The 18,227-nt window shown below is 36.4% G+C and carries 13 protein-coding genes; 5 read left to right on the top strand and 8 right to left on the bottom strand.

All coding sequences use genetic code 11. The features are described from left to right. Positions 1 to 74 precede the first annotated feature (74 nt). Entirely contained in the window at positions 75 to 800 is a 726-nt protein-coding gene (locus CXF79_RS18710) for a YebC/PmpR family DNA-binding transcriptional regulator (protein WP_011044902.1), read from the bottom strand. 556 nt (positions 801 to 1,356) lie between these two features. On the opposite strand from CXF79_RS18710, the gene CXF79_RS18705 reads away from it, so the two are divergent. After that, positions 1,357 to 2,217 (top strand): N-formylglutamate amidohydrolase, encoded by an 861-nt coding sequence (locus tag CXF79_RS18705; protein WP_011044901.1) that lies wholly within the window; start codon positions 1,357 to 1,359, stop codon positions 2,215 to 2,217. An 87-nt stretch (positions 2,218 to 2,304) separates the two neighbouring features. On the opposite strand, the gene CXF79_RS18700 is transcribed toward CXF79_RS18705, so the two are convergent. After that, the gene (locus CXF79_RS18700) at positions 2,305 to 4,470 is read right to left on the bottom strand and encodes a cation:dicarboxylate symporter family transporter (RefSeq protein WP_011044900.1); all 2,166 of its coding nucleotides are present in this window, start codon (positions 4,468 to 4,470) and stop codon (positions 2,305 to 2,307) included. Between the two features lie 128 nt (positions 4,471 to 4,598). Further along, positions 4,599 to 6,125: a response regulator gene (locus tag CXF79_RS18695; protein WP_101157111.1), complete on the bottom strand. Its 1,527-nt coding sequence runs from the start codon at positions 6,123 to 6,125 to the stop codon at positions 4,599 to 4,601. A gap of 94 nt (positions 6,126 to 6,219) precedes the next feature. Here CXF79_RS18695 and CXF79_RS18690 point away from each other — a divergent pair, with 94 nt between their 5' ends. From CXF79_RS18690 to CXF79_RS18675, 4 genes are all read left to right on the top strand, one after another. Then, entirely contained in the window at positions 6,220 to 11,271 is a 5,052-nt protein-coding gene (locus CXF79_RS18690; protein WP_101157109.1) for a response regulator, read from the top strand. Positions 11,272 to 11,373: 102 nt separating this feature from the next. Next, positions 11,374 to 12,432: a response regulator gene (locus tag CXF79_RS18685; RefSeq protein WP_101157107.1), complete on the top strand. Its 1,059-nt coding sequence runs from the start codon at positions 11,374 to 11,376 to the stop codon at positions 12,430 to 12,432. A 154-nt stretch (positions 12,433 to 12,586) separates the two neighbouring features. Further along, complete coding sequence (locus tag CXF79_RS18680; protein WP_011044896.1) at positions 12,587 to 13,708, top strand: HlyD family secretion protein; 1,122 nt, start codon at positions 12,587 to 12,589, stop codon at positions 13,706 to 13,708. After that, positions 13,698 to 14,774, top strand: a complete 1,077-nt coding sequence (locus tag CXF79_RS18675; RefSeq protein ID WP_101157105.1) for a DUF2955 domain-containing protein — start codon at positions 13,698 to 13,700, stop codon at positions 14,772 to 14,774. The genes CXF79_RS18680 and CXF79_RS18675 overlap by 11 nt, the downstream gene beginning before the upstream one ends. A gap of 5 nt (positions 14,775 to 14,779) precedes the next feature. Here the strand turns inward: CXF79_RS18675 and CXF79_RS18670 are convergent, their stop codons facing one another. From CXF79_RS18670 to CXF79_RS18650, 5 genes are all read right to left on the bottom strand, one after another. Next, positions 14,780 to 15,292 carry a hypothetical protein gene (locus CXF79_RS18670; protein ID WP_101157103.1) on the bottom strand — a complete coding sequence of 171 codons (513 nt, stop codon included), beginning with the start codon at positions 15,290 to 15,292 and terminating at the stop codon, positions 14,780 to 14,782. A 124-nt stretch (positions 15,293 to 15,416) separates the two neighbouring features. Next, positions 15,417 to 16,298, bottom strand: a complete 882-nt coding sequence (locus CXF79_RS18665; protein WP_187148317.1) for a LysR substrate-binding domain-containing protein — start codon at positions 16,296 to 16,298, stop codon at positions 15,417 to 15,419. A gap of 454 nt (positions 16,299 to 16,752) precedes the next feature. Then, positions 16,753 to 17,229 carry a hypothetical protein gene (locus tag CXF79_RS18660; RefSeq protein ID WP_101157101.1) on the bottom strand — a complete coding sequence of 159 codons (477 nt, stop codon included), beginning with the start codon at positions 17,227 to 17,229 and terminating at the stop codon, positions 16,753 to 16,755. Between the two features lie 100 nt (positions 17,230 to 17,329). Next, positions 17,330 to 17,584, bottom strand: a complete 255-nt coding sequence (locus tag CXF79_RS18655) for a cytochrome C oxidase subunit IV family protein (RefSeq protein WP_101157098.1) — start codon at positions 17,582 to 17,584, stop codon at positions 17,330 to 17,332. A gap of 9 nt (positions 17,585 to 17,593) precedes the next feature. Then, on the bottom strand, positions 17,594 to 18,211 hold the full coding sequence (locus CXF79_RS18650; protein WP_011044889.1) for a cytochrome c oxidase subunit 3 family protein: 618 nt from the start codon (positions 18,209 to 18,211) through the stop codon (positions 17,594 to 17,596). Between the last annotated feature and the right edge of the window lie 16 nt (positions 18,212 to 18,227).

Genomic DNA, 18,227 nt, shown 5'->3' with positions numbered 1-18,227 from the left:
CTTTTTTACAATTTAGAGCACAAAAAAACCAGTACTAAGTACTGGTTTTTTTATTAAAGCTAAAACGATTAACGTTAGTCTTTGATTTCAGCATTATGGTAAACGTGCTGAACATCATCACAGTCATCTAACATAGCGATGAATTTTTCAAAATTCTCTAAGTTTTCTTCGCCTTCAACATCAATGTAGTTTTGTGGTACCCAAGAAAGCTCTTCAATTTCTAATTCATATTCAGGCATTGAATTAGTAAACTCAGTTTTAATTTTGAAAAACTCAGTGTGAGGAGCGTAAACAGTAATAATACCGTCTTCTAATTCCACATCAGTCACATCAATATCAGCCATCATCAGTGTTTCTAAAACGGCCTCGTCATCTTCACCTTTAAAGGCAAATACAGCTTGATGGTCAAACATATGAGATACAGAGCCAGAAGTACCTATTTTTGCATGATTTTTACTGAAACATTGACGAACATCTTTAATGGTACGGTTACCGTTATCTGTTAAGCAATCAATAATAACCATACAGTTACCAGGGCCGTAACCTTCATAACGGGCTTCAACAAAGTCTTCACCGCCAGCACCAGAAGCTTTTTTTATCGCATTATCTATAACATGAGTAGGAACTTGATCTTTCTTTGCACGGTCAATTAAGCCACGTAAAGAAAGGTTACCATCGGGATCAATGCCACCAGTTTTAGCACAAACGTAAATTGCTTTACCGTACTTAGAGTAAACTTTAGTTTTGGCCCCTGCGGTTTTGGCCATAGATAATTTGCGGTTTTGGTAAGCTCTGCCCATCTCAATGTCTTCTTTTATGTTCAAAAATATAATGCGCTAGATTCTACCAGTCTCAATAGGCGCTTGACTAGTGTTGTTGCTTATAAATTATCAATAAACTTGTGGTAACAGTTCAAAATAATGAGAAAGGTTAGTTCACAAGACTAAGTAAAGTAATCACTTGTTATTGTGGCGTTTTTATTATGTGTTAGTTATTGTTTTTAATGATAATTGTAATAGTAGTTTTAAGGTTTTACTATCAGTGGTAATGAGGAGTGCAACGTGCTTTATGCTATAGCGGAGGTTGTGGCACCTTATCATCAAATTTTAGCCATCTGCTGCTTTAATAGGTGGTGGTTTGATATAACTAGGAATTGTTTTTTAATTAGCGAATGAAACATATACTTAAACAAGTAAGTCGTTAGTTGGCTGTAAATATCTATATGATAAACAGTGCAAACAAAATCATTTAATTTAACTACTTGAAATAACAGTTAATAGCTTAATGTTACCTATCTTTAATGTACGATTAACCTATGATATAAATATCTTTACTATTTAGCCAAGGAGTTGGATTGTGACTGAGCAACGTACCGAAGAAATAACCGAGCAATTAACAGAACAACAGATTATTAAGAAAATTAATAAACGTCAGTGTTTTATCGCTACCGTAGTTGGCGGTGCTTTTACCCTCAAAATTGATAAATATTTGCCTGCTATGTCGGCGGCTATTCATGACGGTAGTAACTTTAGAGCAGAGCTTGAAGATAACTGCTTGCTAGAAAAGAGCGATCGTTATTATGAAGAAGATCCCTACACGGGTAGTTTCATTGCCAAACAAGCGATTACTTTAATTGCCCATGACTCACGTTATGAATATGATTTAAATCGTGGTACTGATGAGTGTGTCTATGAAACAGCTTGGGGTAAAGAAATATGGAAAACCCCGCTTAGTGAAGAGATGATTGCCAAAAGTAAGGCCAAGCATGCACAATTTTATCGCATTGTTGCGGCTGTAGTTGAGGCATTAGCAGCAGATTTTGGCCAATGTGTTGTTTACGATAATCATTCGTATAATTTTAAGCGTCATGAGCGAAAAGATTTACCCGTACTTAATGTGGGCACAACGTCAGTAAAAGGCGAGCAATGGCGACCGATTATTGATAGTTGGCTTAGTGCATTACAAAACATGAGTGTGGATGGTATTGAAGTGACGGCGGCAGAGAATGATATTTTCTACGGTAAAGGTCGCTTAGCTGGTTTTTGTCATAGTCGATATGACAATGTTTTAGTACTGGCAACTGAAGCTAAAAAAGTCTTTATGGATGAGCTTACAGGTCAAGCTGATGCCGTTGTTTTACCTTCATTGCAGCACGTTTATAATAATACTGTTGCTGAGCATACTCAGTGGTATATCAATAACTATCATAAAAGCTAATTTACAATTCTCTGTTCTCTGAAATAAAAAAGCACTTTAAAGTTAATTAAAGTGCTTTTTAGTTTTCTATATTCTATCGAATATTAATTAAAGCCAACCTAACACGTCTTTCATAACCGACCAACGTGGTTTTTTCGCTTCAGGATTTTTACCTAAAATCCAATAGTCGTATACTTTCTTTTGTAACCCATTCTCTTTTTTGAGTTTGAGCCAAGTATTCATATACTGTACATAATCTAACTGGCCTTTAGGTAATACAAAGGCTACCGGAGCTCTTAGTTTTAAACCTTTAGGTATAATCGCCGAATAATTTGGGTATAACATAGCCCACGCAGAAGCCGACTCGGTTGAGTAAATTAGCGCGTCGACATCTTCATAGTTACCTTTAAGAAATTGTCTAACATTATTCACTTCTGTTAATTGTGCATTAGGTAAATATTCTTTCACCATGTCTTGGTAATACTTACTATTTCCCACCCCTAACTTTAATGTTTTCATTGCTTGAATGGTATAAAGGTCAGAAAACTGATCACGTTTAGCATCTGTCACTAATAAACCAGCAGTATGGAAAGTGTAAGCATCTGAAAAGGCCATTTTTAATGCGCGCTTTGGTGTGATTACATGACCACCAATAATGATATCAATACTTCCATCCGCTAATAATTCGGCTTCATCCGCTCCCTCTTCAATGCGAATCATGGATAAATTGATATCAAGGTCTTTAGCAAATTGGTTCAATAACTCAACATCAAATCCAACCATTTTATTATCTTTATTTCTAAAGGCATAAGGCAAGCTAGCGTCGTTATAACCAACACGAATACCTTTACGGGCAAGGATTACCTCAAGGCGAGGTTGTTGCTGCTCAAAGTAGCCTAATGGTGTCAATTCTTTATATTGATCGAGGTTAGCACTTGCATTCATCGACTTCATTGATTCAAATGTTTGTACACCTTCATACTTGTAAGGAATTAATGACTTTAAAGTAAAACCAGCTGCAATCATAACACCCAAAGTAACGGCTAAATGCACACCAATGGCTTGCATCATTCGATGCCATCTAAGCTTTTTCAATACCGCAGAAGCGACCAATAAAGTAACGACAAAGCCGTGTAGTGCAGCTAAACCTGTAGCAAAACGAGCAGTAACGACACTGCCTAATAGATATAATTGGAATTGATCAGCAGGTAAGTCAAAAAAGTCGAGTAAAAATGGAATGGCAACAGCCATGCTACCAAAAGCGGTTAAGGCGCCCATAATAACAAAAGAAATATAGTCATCAAAGCCAAGTGGCGAGCCGACATACCAAGCGGAAAATAGAATAAAGCCTAAACCCAGTAAGGTACCTGTACTGGGAAAACTGTACGCAGTAGGTACAAGCACATCAACGGTTGAGTCTGTTTCTTCGCACTCCATACCATGTTTAGCCAATAAAGCTTTACTGCGCTCAATGATCATTGGAAGCACGACTAACACTGTACCAGTAGCTAACGCCGTTATCACGGCTTCACCAGCGGTTGATAAAATTTCACGATAGGAAAAAGGCGTGGCCCAATGAATCAGTAATGGCAAAAATACAAAAGCTAATAGGGCTGCAGCGGTGATGTATACCCATAAGAATACTTGTAATCGACCAAGTTCTTCAACTTCTAGTGTACCTGCAGCAGAAGCTGAAATAGCAAAAATCCCTAATGGCGCTAATTTAGCTACATAAGAGGCAACTTTCATTAAGCTATCACCAATATTGGTGGTTAAGGTTAATAGTGTTTCTTTATTTTTGACTTGTATTAAGGCAATCCCCATTAATAATGAAAACAGCACGACTGCTGGAACAATAGTTTCTGAGAGTGAGGCAAAAATATTACTCGGAATATAAAGTTTTACAAAGTTAAAGGCGGCGGGCTCTGCCAGCATGCTGGTACTGAAGAAACCGGCTGTTTCCCAATTAGGATAAGCTAAGGGGAGCAATAATAAAGTCGCCATGACAGACAACCACATGATCACGATTACTTTGACTGCTCGGTAGCCTATACGGCTTGCCATCGTACTATCTAATCGACCTAGGCCACCAATAATAGAGACGAGTACGTAGGGTAAAACGGTCATTTGAAGCAAGCGAATATAAACATCGCCAATGACTTTAATATCCCCCGCCGGTTCACCAACAAAAATACCTGTAGATATACCGAGTATTAAAGCAATAATTACCCGTTGAAAAGGGCTCAGTTTTTTATATAGGTTTACTAATGGCATTTTCTCTCCTGAGGAATGACCTATTTACTATGATACTTAGTGTATGTACTTATAACTTGGCGTTATTATCGCTGTTCTAAAGGGTTATTCAAGTAACTATTACGTTAATTCTTTATTAATGAGTAACTTTAGCAAGGTAACTTTAGGTAGAAAGTGGTCCCAAATTCCTTACTGCTATGAAAATACAGTTCACCTTGTAGTATGTTCATGGCTAAGAAAGCTAGATTGATACTCATATCATCAACCTCATTCGTTTTATTTGAATGCGATAAGTGCGCAATATTATCCAAGGCTTCTTCGGGTATTTCTGTAATATTGTGTATTTTGATGAGTATGAAGTCTTGATAGCTTGCTGAAGTAATTGACACTTTAGAGCCCCTAGGTGCGACATCTAAGGCATTGAGGTAAAGACAAGCAAAGATAATACCCAGTAGTTTTTTATCGCAATTGATATTGATACTCTCATCAATATTGTCGAAGGCCTCTATATTTTTGCTAGCAATAATGAAATCAAAAATACTCAAAATTGGGAATAAGAGATTTCCAAGTTTTTCTTTAGTAAGAGTTAGTGTGTAATTATTCTGTTGTAATTTTGCTAAAACATGGCCGCTATCAAGTAACAAGGTACTCATGCCAATATTGTATTTTAATTGTGATAAAGAACGTCTGGAAGGTTTTGTATTAACAGTGGGAGACAGTTCAATTAATGTTTCAGCACTATCATGCAATAGCCTAGTTAACTTATTGTATGTGTTGTCATTATACTGAACGAATATCTCATTTTGCTGCAACAAATCATCTATTTGACCTTGTATGGTGCGTTGATTCAAAATGATTTTACTGTGCACTTCTATGCGGGCTAACAATATTGCTGGAACAATAGGTTTAGTAATATAATCGACCGCACCAAGAGAAAGACCCTTAACAACATCCTCTGTTTCAGAAAGTGCGGTTAAAAAGATAACGACAATATTTTGTGTTAACGGGTTTTCCTTAAGTTGCTTACACAAAGTTAACCCGTCAACTTCTGGCATCATAATGTCGAGTAGTATTAAATCGGGTGGTGAATCAGACAAGCAAATCTTCATTGCTGTCTTAGCATTTAACGCAGCTTTGACTCTATATTTGTCTTTAATAAGTTCTTTAATAATTGCAATGTTATCGGCAATATCATCAACAACTAATACATTTAATTCACCACAATGGACTTTTTGACTAAATCGCTTGCTATTGATAGTACGGGATAGGCTTGTTGCACTTGCCTGTATTGGCATTTTGAGTGCTTTATTTATACGTTTTTCAAATATTTTTTTATTAAATGGGGGAACTAAATACTCTGACACACCCATTGCAATCGCTTGTTTAATAAGGTCTTGCTCGATCATGGTAGAGACAATCACAAAGGGAGTTTTCATGGTGTTTTCATTGTCACGTAACTTTTTCAATACTGAAAGAGCGTTCAGTTTTGGTAAGTTCCAACCACAGACCACTAAATTGATGTTTTCTGCAGTAATTAGCTGCATACATTGACTTTCACTATTGGCAACTATCACAGTCTTCATGCCCATAACGCGCAACATTGAGACCATGATTTGTCTCATACTGCTGTTGTTATCGATAACTAAGGCATTAATATCACTAAAATTACTTGGCATAACTATATGTTCTAATCGCTTAATCTTTAATCCATAATAGACTAGACTGTATAAAAATAATAAATGTTATTTATAATTTAAGTGTTTATTTCTTATGATAAAACTAAACAAGTCTTCATTCATCGTATTTTTCTTTCTACAGTCCTTCTTCCTACAAAATGGAATGGCAGAAAACTTACCTACCGACTTAGTGACTTGGGCTCACGCAAATCCTGTTGTTCATATTGGTGTTGATGGCACTTTCCCACCCTTTGACTATATCGACGAACAAGGGGTTACTGCTGGTGCAGGCAAGCTCATTCGTCAACAATTATCAGTAATACTCCCGGTCGATTTACAAGAGACCTCAGTATCAGATTTTCGGCTTGAATATGATGATATGTTGCGTGGCAATATTGATGCAATTTCAGTGTGCGGCAATATTGAACAACGAAGAGATGAGGTTTTATTTACTAAACCCTTTTTGCAAATGACACCTATCGTGGTGGTTAATAAAAATAGTGATATTAAAAGTGAAATGGATATCACCTCTGAATTAAAAATTGCCTCAATTGCAGGATATGCCGATGCTAATTTCGCAAAACAATTATCAGTCAATTCAAAAGGGTTAAGTAGTAACCTCCAAGGCTATCAAAGCATAGAGAGCGGTAAATATGATGTATTTATCACTTATTTATACCTTTATAAATATATGCTTAAAAAGCATGATTTTAAAAATATTAAACCCATCGCAATCAGTCAATTTGAAAGTTTACCTATTGGTTTTTGTGTTAATAAAAACAAACCACAATTAGTGGGGTTATTAAATTGGGGAATAGATCAATTAGGTGATGATTTTATACTTGCGATGCAAAGTAAGTGGGCAGAATCTAGCCTCGATGAAGGTCAAAACAGTAGAGCACATATAGATAAGAGTATTAGTTTAACGAGCGTCTTTATCTATGCTGTAATCTTTGTTTTACTCGCGTTGTTTTTTGCGCGAAAATTTGCCAGTACCATTGCGATAAAACTGGATACGTTAGCCTTTAGGACGACCTATTTCACTGTACTTATCCTTATTATCTCCTTGTCCACCGGCGGTATTTACTTGTTCCTGAATGACTTTAAGGATCAGTTACTTATTGATCAAAAAGAAACGTTTAATGTTACAAGAGATGTTACTAAAAAAACATTGGCGGGTTGGTACCGTGAACGTGAATTATTGGCACATAACATTGCTAAATCTAAAAGCTTTAAACGGTTAGTTAATCAGCTGGTTATCGCTAGTGAAATAGATGACACGATTAAGCTTGCCCAAGCCAAAAAAGCATTGAGGGTGTACTTTAGTAAGCGACCTTACACTACACAAGGAGGAAGAGCTTATACCATCACTGATGTTCAAGGGCGATATCTATTAAATCTTGTGCAAAGTGCTGAAGGAAAAAAATCCCCGATAATTAGCCAGCGTCCTGAATTATTTAATGAAGTCCTCATGGGACGTACAGAGTTCATTCCTCCTGTTTGGGCAAATGTAAATATTGACGGAAATAGAAATGCAGAGGATAAAGATGCTGAAGTTTTTATTGCCACACCTGTTCGCAACGAACAGCAGGAGATTATTGCCGTATTAGGTTTTCGGTTCGATCCTGACAGAGAGTTTTCGCAATTATTTATTGATGGCCGACTAGGTAAAAGCTTTGAGAGTTTTGCAGTAGACTCTAGAGGTTATATGATTTCAAGTAGTCGTTTTACCTCAGAGTTACAACAAAAAGGCATTGTGCCTGCCGGCGAGAGCACTGTGCTTAATGTTCGCTTGCAAAACCCTGAAACTAATCCGATAGTGCAAGCCGCAAAGTTTAAGCTCAACGGACAAAACTTGAATGGCTATACCAATTACCGAGGAAAAACTGTTGTTGGGCAATGGATCTCATTAAAAAATTCGAATATTACCGTAGTCAGTGAAATTGAACTCAGCGAAATGCTGGCTGAGTATTACGATGTCAGAAATCTACTGCTGATAGGACTCATTATTTCAAGTGCCTTTATTCTCTCTATTTCTATTTTTATGATCACTATTTCCAATAGGGCGAATGATATTAGTCGACGGTCTCAGCAAGAATTAGCAGAGCAAGTTACTATTCGAACGAAAGAATTGGCGGCATCAGAACAAAAAAGCAAACTGATTAATAGCTCTGTCGCTGATGGTATTTTAGGTGTAGATAAACTTGGTCACTTTATTTTTGCCAATGAATCTGCCACAAAAATAACGGGATATAGCGAAGAGCAGATTCTTTCAAGTGATCTTATTTCACTGTTTGCTGGAGATAATAAAGAAAATTTAACTTTTGAAGACACAGAAGTTTATAAGGCAATTCAAAGCAAGGAAGTCATCCGTATTAGCAATGAATATGTATTAATGAGCGGAGCGAGAGAACTTCCTCTTGAATATAGCATTTCACCTGTTGAAGACGATGAGTCAGAATTAGCCTGTGTGATTGCACTACAAGATATCACCTTACGTGTACAAGAGACTGAACGTCTCGAAAAAATGCTAGAGCATTTACCAGTTTGTATGGTCATCATGAATCAAAATGATGAAGTAGAACAGATTAACCAAACAGGCATTGAATTACTTGGTTTTGAAAGAGATGAAATTGTAGGTAATCCGGTAGATTTATTTATTCCTCAAGAACAAGTAGAGAGTCATAAAGCTTTACTTAAAAAGTTCTTTCAAGAAGAAGCTGTCATTGATACTAGAAGTTTAGAACGAGATTTTAAAGTTAAGCATAAATCAGGCAAGCTTATTGAAATTCAGGCGGTGTATACGCCTGTTCATTTTTACAATGGTTTGTATGCGGCGGTAATGGTGCGTGATATCACCTTAGATAGACAAGCTGAATTTGCACTGTTAGAAGCAAAGCGTATCTCTGATGATGCTTCAAAAGCAAAGTCCGACTTTTTAGCGAACATGAGTCATGAAATTCGTACGCCAATGAATGCCATTATGGGTATGTCTCATTTAGCATTAGGGTGTGAGTTAGACAGAAAGCCAAAGAATTACGTGAGCAAAGTTTATAAAGCGGCAGAATCCTTATTAGGGATTATTAATGACATTCTTGATTTCTCGAAAATTGAGGCTGGTAAGTTAGATATTGAAATAATTGAGTTTAGTTTACATGATACCTTTGCAGACCTAGCTAATATTATTGGCTTAAAAGCCGGGGAGAAAAACTTAGAGCTGTTGTTTGATATCTCTCCAGATGTCCCGGTCAACCTTAAGGGGGATCCCTTAAGGTTGAATCAAATCCTGATAAATTTAGCCGGAAATGCGGTTAAGTTTACCGAGCAGGGACAGGTGGTTATTTCAGTCAACGTAGTGACTAACGTTAGCACAAGTCATCGTGATGATATTAACTTGGAGTTTTCAGTAAAAGACTCCGGGATAGGTATGGATGATGAACAACAGAAAAAGCTGTTTCAATCCTTTAGTCAGGCTGATAGCTCAACTACCCGAAAGTACGGTGGTACAGGTTTAGGGTTAACTATTTCTAAAAAATTAGTAGAGTTAATGAATGGCCAGATATGGCTTGAAAGTAAAGCGGGTGAGGGCAGTTGTTTTTCTTTTACCACCACACTACAAGTGTCTGATGTCATTGATAATAGGCTTGTTGAGCAGCAAAAGTCTTTTCTAGCAGATAAACGTATTCTTATTGTTGATGACAATTTGCTCGCATTGGATGTACTTAGCTCTATTTTAAAATCCTTTCATTGTCATGTGGTTGCTGCCAATAGCGGGGAAGAAGCAATTGAACTCGTTAAGCAAGCAACACTGGCGTTTGATTTCATTATGCTTGATTGGAATATGCCTGATTTAGATGGCATTGAAACCTATCACATCATTAAGTCACAAAATAATTATCAAGATAACCAATTTATTTTAGTAACGTCTAATGCCAATGATAACGAGGCGGTTGACCAGCTCAAAAAGCGTATCAATAGCGTATTGGTTAAACCTGTCACTTCTTCGAGTATTTTTGATGAAATGATGCGCCTTAATGGTGATGAGGCATATAGCAATACTCGGGAAATGAAACGAGATGATGAGCTTATTCAAAATCAGCAACATTTAAGCGGCGCGAAAATATTATTAGTCGAAGATAATGAATTGAATCAAGAACTAGCACTTGAATTATTGAAGCAATCTAACATTGAGGTTGAGTTAGCTGAAAATGGTGCCATCGCGGTAGAAAAATTCTCTAACAGGCATTTTGACGGAATTTTAATGGATTTACAAATGCCGGTAATGGATGGGTTTACTGCAACAAAAATTATTAGAGAAAGTGATTCTTCAATTCCTATTATTGCCATGACAGCTAATGCTATGGTGAGTGATAAAGAAAAAGTTTTAGCTTCAGGAATGAATGATCACATCACCAAACCTATTAATGTAAACACCATGTTTGCCACCATTGCAAAGTGGGTTTCACCGTCGATTAAGCTTGACCATGACATTGATAAGGCTAAATTAAGTGTTTCCACTTTACCTGAAAAGGTTATAGCAATACCTGATTTTAATACTATTAATACCAGTGCTGGTTTAGCGGTGGCTAATGGTAATAAATCATTATATGTTAAATTACTAGGTCGATTTGTTAGTGGACAAGACGACTTTGTAGAACGTTTTAAAGTCGCTATGTTAAAACAAGATAAAGAGGAAGTTACCCGTTTTGCTCATACCTTAAAAGGAAGTGCCGGTAATATCGGTGCTAACGCTTTACAGGGATATGCCGATCAATTGGAACTGGTTTGTGCAAATGATGCTAATACAGATGAGTTAGTTAATTTACTTGACCAAGTTACTGAAGAGTTAACGCTGGTCTTAAATGAATTAACTGAGTATTTAGCTAAAGAAAATAGTGTTGAAAGTACTGCACCCATTAATGATTTTAACTTTAATGAAGAGTTTACGGTGCAATTAGCTCAGTTACTTGAGCTAATTGAAAATTTTGAAACAGAATCAATTGAACTAGCTGAAGATATTTTAAATCAATTAAAGGGCACTAAACAAGAAGCCTTATTTGAGAAAATTTATCAGCAAATAGAAAGTTATGAATTTACTGAAGCGGAAACCGCTTTGAATGAATTCATCGATGTACTAAATAACTGAATACTAAATCAGTAGTAACTTACAAGAAACTAATAATAAAGTAATCAATAGTGCATGTACTCCCTTCGATGTACTATCGATACAATAATAGTAGAGGTGCGTATGACATTATCAAAGCATGAAGTAGTAGACGGAGATAAAGCGACAGTACTTATTGTTGATGATAACTCAGATAATCTAGATGTATTAAGTGGTGTATTACGTCCTTTTTATAAAGTGAAAGCAGCGATTAATGGTGAATTAGCGCTTAAAGTCGCCTCAGCAAAAAATAAGCCAGACATTATCCTGCTTGATATTATGATGCCAGGTATGGATGGCTATGAAGTTTGTCAGCAATTAAAGTTGAATCCGAGCACAGCAAATATTCCAGTGATTTTTGTTACCGCTAAAACAGAAACAAAAGATGAAGAAGCGGGATTTAAATTAGGCGCAGTAGATTACATTACTAAGCCAATCAGTGTGCCTATCGTACTTGCGCGTGTACGAGCACAATTAGCGCTATATAATCAACAGCGTGAACTTGAAATATTAGTGAAGCAACGTACAAAAGAGCTCGATGATACGCGACTAGAAATTATTCAGCGATTAGGTTGTGCAGCTGAATACAAAGATAATGAAACGGGGTTGCATGTTATTAGAATGAGTTGGTACTCTAAGTTTTTAGCTGAGCAAATTAAGGCTAATGATGAATGGGTTGAGTTACTCTATAATGCTGCTCCGATGCATGATATTGGTAAAATAGCGATACCAGATAGGGTGTTACTCAAGCCAGGTAAACTCGATAAAGAAGAGTGGACTATCATGCAGACACATGTTGAATGTGGTGTAGAAATACTTGGGGAGCATGAGTCAGACTTGATGATAATGGCACGCGAAATAGCCCTTTGTCATCATGAAAAATATGATGGTAGTGGTTATCCAAATGGCATATCAGGGGACGATATTCCCTTAAGCGCTCGTATTGTTGCTATCGCCGATGTATTCGATGCATTAACGTCAGTACGTCCTTATAAAAACGCATGGTCAGTAGAAAAAGCCATCGCATTATTAGTAGAGGAAACTGGGAAGCATTTTGATCCCGTATTAGTGCCAGAGTTTATAAAGTGTTTACCGAGAGTACTCGAAATTAAGGATAAATATATGGATGTATTTGATGAATAACTATTTATGAAAATCATCCATAACACATTGATTAACGATGATAATATTTACGATTATCTACCCTAAAATGACTTAGAAGTGACGCTGGGTATTTATAGCAAGCTAAGAGTGACGTTATTTTAAAGCAACAGATTATTACGGAAGAATAAACAACATGTCAGAGCAAGAACAACAAAAAGATGCCACAGTTCAAGAAGCAAAAACGGTAATTGAAACACAAGATCCTGTGCGAAAAATTACTAAATACGTGTTAATCATAACAGCCTTGATTTTTGTTTGGTACATCATTGCCGACAGACATGCGCCATGGTCAGATCAAGCACGAGTGCAAACTTATGTCATTCCAATTGTGCCGCAAGTTTCTGGTCGGGTAATAGAAGTATTAGTCAAGCAAGATCAGATAGTCGCTCCTGGCGATATATTATTTAAAATTGATCCAAGTGATTATGAATTGGCCGTAGAAAATGCAGAAGCTTCTTTAGAGATGGCTGGTCAAGAAATTGGTGCGGGTATGGCATCAGTTGTTACTGCGCAGGCACAACTTGTTGTTGCAGAAACCAACGTTGAACATGTTAATGCACAAAGTTCGCGTGTTTTTGAAATGGAAGACAAAAATGTGCTTTCTCATTCTGAAGGCGATAAAGCACGTGCCGCAATCAAGGCGAGTAAAGCTCAAGTAGTCAGTGCAGAAGCTAACTTAGATAAAGCTAAGCAGTCTTTAGGTAAAGAAGGTAATGCTAACCCTAGAATTCGTGCCGCAATGGCGCAACTTAAAAAAACGCAATTGGATTTAAGCCGAACTGTTGTTCTCGCTCCTTCTTACGGTGGCATCACTAACTTGCAAATCGATACTGGTTTTTATGCAAAAGCTGGCGCGGCATCAATGACCTTTATTGAAGGTAATAATGCCTGGGTTCAAGTGAACTTACGTGAGAACAACTTAGCAAATTTAGCCATAGGAAACTCGGTTGAAATAGCTTTAGATGTTAACCCTGGTACTATATATCAAGGGAAAATAAGTAGTATAGGATTTGCCGTTGATACTTCTTCGACCAGTGCTGTCGGTGGTTTAGCTACAGTTGAATCAAAAACTGGCTGGCTTAGAGATGCGCAACGCTTTCCGGTAATGATTACCTTTGATGACGATAGTACTAAAGGTAAGCGTCGATTAGGCGGTCAAGCAGATGTACAAATTTATACTGGTGATAATTGGTTCGTTAACAGTCTTGGTTGGCTTTGGATTAGAGTATTAAGCATACTTTCTTATGTCTATTAAAGTGACAAATCATTCAGCTAATATAGGTACTTACATTCGTAAGAGTATTTTTACTGATGTTGGCACCATGCGTGTATTACGTTTTGCCTTTGGGGTCACACTTTCCTGCGGGCTAGCGTATGGCATTAATTGGCCTTTAGCTTTTTTAATGCCTGTTTTCACCGCGATGATTTTGGCCATGCCATTACCGAAACCATCTGTTAAAGCCAGTTTTAATAATATGATGAGTACCCTAAAGGCCTTTGCTATAGGGTTAGCTTTCTCATTGTTTTTTTTACAGTATCCGATTGTCTATCTAATCGCGTTAGCCTTGGTCTTATTTCATCTATATTACTATTTAAATCGTGGTGGCTCATTTTGGTTTACCTTAATGTCGATGATCGCTATTTTAGTCTTACCTATGATTGCCAATAGCAACGAAGGTTTAGCAATAGGTTTTTCAGCAGGGTTTGTTTATTCCAGTTGGTTAACTATTGCGATGCTTTGGCTAGCACACTTTGTTTTTCCGGACCCTAATTTCACCCAATTTCCTATAAAGCCTAAATACAGTAAGGCTTATTCAAATATTGCAGCGAAAACTGCTTTAAAAAGTACTTTGGTCGTTTTCCCCATTGCGGCAATTTTTATCAGTTATGGTTTGAGTGATTATTTATTAGTGATGGTTTTTTCGGCGCTTTTTATTCTTAAACCTGATTTGGCTGAAGGTAAGCAGGCTGGACAAAACTCATTGTTGTCGACCTTATTAGGCGGGGCATTTGCTTGTGGTTTTTATTGGTTGATTGTTGCTGTGCCACAGTTTAATTTTTACTTATTATTGCTGCTTGCTACCGCACTATTTTTTGGTAGACATATTTTTTCTGGCTCGCCAATGGCTAAGTATTATAGTTCAGGGTTTATCGCACTACTCGTGATTGTAAATAGCGCTATGGCGGCAGATAGTAACTTTAGCGAGATTTTAATCCAACGAGTATTACTTATTTGCTCTGCAGTCTTTTACATTATGTCAGCCTTAAAAGTGCTTGAACGTTATTGGTTTAAACCCAATAAGTCAGTCGTTTCAAAGTGAGATTTTTAATCAGAAAGTAGACTTTTTCTCGTTTCATTAGGCTCAACGGAAAGACCACTGATTAGTCTTAAATTACCTTTGGTAATAGGATTCGAGTTAATTGATATTGCCGTTGTTAAATCATCAATCGCACCTGATAAGTTATCACTGAAATAACGTGCAATACCTCGGTTACTATAACTAAGAGATTTAAGGTAAATGGCTTGTTCATTGTGCAATGGCATTGATTTTGTGCTTTTAATTGCAGCAGAACAACTTGATTCTGATTTGGCTTTGTTATTCGACTGTATATATGCAACACATAAGCTCATATTACTTTCGAAAGTTTGCTCAACCATATTCATTCTAGTAAGTCTTTTTATTCCAGTAGTTAAGTCGCCAGTCATTATATTTTTACTACCGACAGTATCTTTAATTACCGCAACTTTTAATACTAGCTCGCTAGCCGAAGCAGAGACAAGGCTACTTAATGCAATACTTGCTAGAAGGGTATTAAAAATTATAGATTTAGTTGTCATGTTAATTCTCCAGTTTAAAGGTGTATCACCTTGATACACCTTTAATTTAAGGAATTGTTATATCCCTGACAAACTATTAAAAAACACTCATCAAATGAATTTATTTCACTTATTAAACGACTACCTACAGGTAGTCAGTCATGAAGGTTTCTTTCACCCAATTGGCAAATAATGTTAACTCTACTTTACTCTCCATATTTTCATGTTGAATTAAATAATATCTATCATTGGTATTTAGCTCTTCGTCAAATAATTTAACTAATAGCTGCTCACTAAACCATGTTTTACTCATTGGTAAAGGGACTAATGCTATTCCCATACCTTGTTGTGCTGCGCGAGCGACACCAAACATACTATCAAACTGTATAATTTGCTTAGGATCAAAATCGTTAACACCTAGATTTTCAGCCCATTGATGCCAAGACCAAGGTCGGGACCTATGTAATATTAGCGGAGTATTTTTTAGTGCTTTAAAGCCAGAGTTTTTAAGTTTTTTGTAGAGCTTTTTATTACAAGCCGCAGCATAACGAATTGGAAATAGTTCCTGAACGATACTTGCATTTGGCTTTCCATTAGCTAATACGATAGATAGATCGGCAATCTGTGATGGTTCACTGCCTGCCTTTACAGTCTCTAACTGAAGATTAATTGATGGGTTCTTTTCAGACCATTCGCTTAAGCGAGGAATAAATAATTCACTGGCAAAAAACTCGGGCAAACTAATTACAATGGTATGATTTTGTTGGTTGTGGGTAAATTCCGATATGGTAGATTCCAATTGGTGAATTATTGGCTGTATTGACTGGTAAAATTGTTTACCTGAACTTGTTAGTTCAATTGAGCGGGTGTTTCGTTTGAAGAGCATAAAACCTAATTGTTCTTCTAGTTGTTTTATTTGGTGACTAACCGCTGATGGAGTTAAAAATAATTGTGCTGCTGCATGTTTAAAGCTTAAGCATTTTGAGGCAACACAAAATGAACGTAAGCCACGTATTGGTGTTTGAATAGACATATTTAAAATTATATGGATAACGACAAATATCTAATAGCAAAATTTATGCCTACTTTTAACTTGTTAACTTTAAAGGTTATTTTTTATTATTTAATGATTTATATCTTTTTAAATGCACCGTTTTGGTTTGTATGCACCATTTTGTTTTTTTAGATAAAACCGTCATTGAGTAGGTAAAATAAGAATAAAAAAAAGGACATCAAAAGATGTCCTATCAGTGAATCAAATTAAACAATATACTTAAGTGTTACAAAAGAATCGGGGAAGATTCAAGAAACAAGATCATACTAATTTTTTATGTTGAGTTCAGCAAACGAAATAATTTAACTTGATGAGTTAAATTATTTCACTTACTAATGTTGAGTAGCTTGGGTTTATGCACAGCGATAGGTTTTTGAGGTTATTATTTTACTACCCGACACACGTAAGTCTTTATTAAATATTACATTTAGTGTTGCAATGATTGCCACTCTTTATCATCAAAATAGTGAGGATATTTCTGCAAGGATTTTATTGCTGTAATAGCGCCTGCACGCGGATTATCTGACGATTGCATTTGTTTACTAGCTTGCATCATATCAAATAGTAAAATATGTAATTGTGCATCAGCATCTGCTGGCAACTTACAGTGTTCAAATAAATATGCGAGTTGTGCATCTACCTTTTCAGCGAGTGATTTATACTGCGCATCAGTAAATTGATTATGGTGGATCTCTGAAATGTTTTCTTCGATTGAGGCTTTTATCTTACTCATGCCAAGATGTAAGCTTGCATCTATGGGCCATTTTTTTCCTTGATCTAATTGCATACCTTGTTCAGTGGATGCGTGCCCATGACTATGTTCATGTTCACTAGCTACAACAAAGGTAGTTACTGTGGTCCCTAGTAGCAATAAACACGTAGAGATTAATTTCGATATATTCATATGATTTCTTGATGATAAATAATAAGTTTATGTACCCATGTTACCTCAAAATAAAGGATTCATCTGCAATCGTTTTGCGCCTTTTCAAAGGACTCATCGACTAATAAAAAGCACTTACAATTATCAGTGAGGGGAAAATAACAAAGTACAATCGCATTAAAAATCGTAAGTTCTTATTGGCGCCTTTTAGTTCCATAAAGTGATCTATGACGATAAAACCTTTATAAGTTACTGTTATTGCAATTAATATACTTACTAACGCTGTGGAGGAAAACTTCTCACCTAAGAAGGTATTTAGTAATGTTATTACAATTAAGGCAGCTAAATAGTATTCTAATTTTATTGGATTTTTCATTATCATTTCCTACCTAAGTACATATAATAATGGGAAAATAAGTATCCACATTAAATCTATCATATGCCAATACACGGCCAACGCTTCTAAGCCTGAATGCTCTGTTGATGAATAAGCACCGCTTCTCAAACGATATATTACCCACAAGATGGCACATGAAGCCCAACCAACATGAATAAAATGGTTAAAGGTCATATAGTAATAAACTGTAAAAAATTCATTAGTATTGGCACTAAAACCCTGCAGCGTATTCCAGTGAAACTCCCAGGTTTTAATGATCAAATACAACACACCACAACTTAATGCCAACCATAAATATCGCTCACATTTAATTTTATTATTTACCCTTATAAAGGACATGGCTTTGGCCATAAAGTAACTAGAAGACAATAATACAATGGTATTAGTAACCCCCAATGAAGTGTGTAAACTTTGAGGACCTTGGGCAAAAGTATCGGGGTAATAAAACTTAGCAATAAAGTACGCAGCAAAAAAAATACCAAACTCTGTAAGCTCTGAAAGTATCCCTACCCAGATAGGAATATTACCTGGAATTCTTCCGGCATGTTCTTCACTCCATGATTTTGGAAAAATACCAAGTGAATTTTTTATAGGGTGACTATCCATTACTTTTCCTGCAGTG

The sequence above is a fragment of the Colwellia sp. Bg11-28 genome (assembly GCF_002836245.1).
In the GTDB taxonomy this organism is placed as follows: Bacteria; Pseudomonadota; Gammaproteobacteria; order Enterobacterales; family Alteromonadaceae; genus Colwellia; species Colwellia psychrerythraea_A.
The sequence above is the reverse complement of the archived record's forward strand: the minus strand, read 5'-3'. Positions and strand labels throughout refer to the sequence as shown.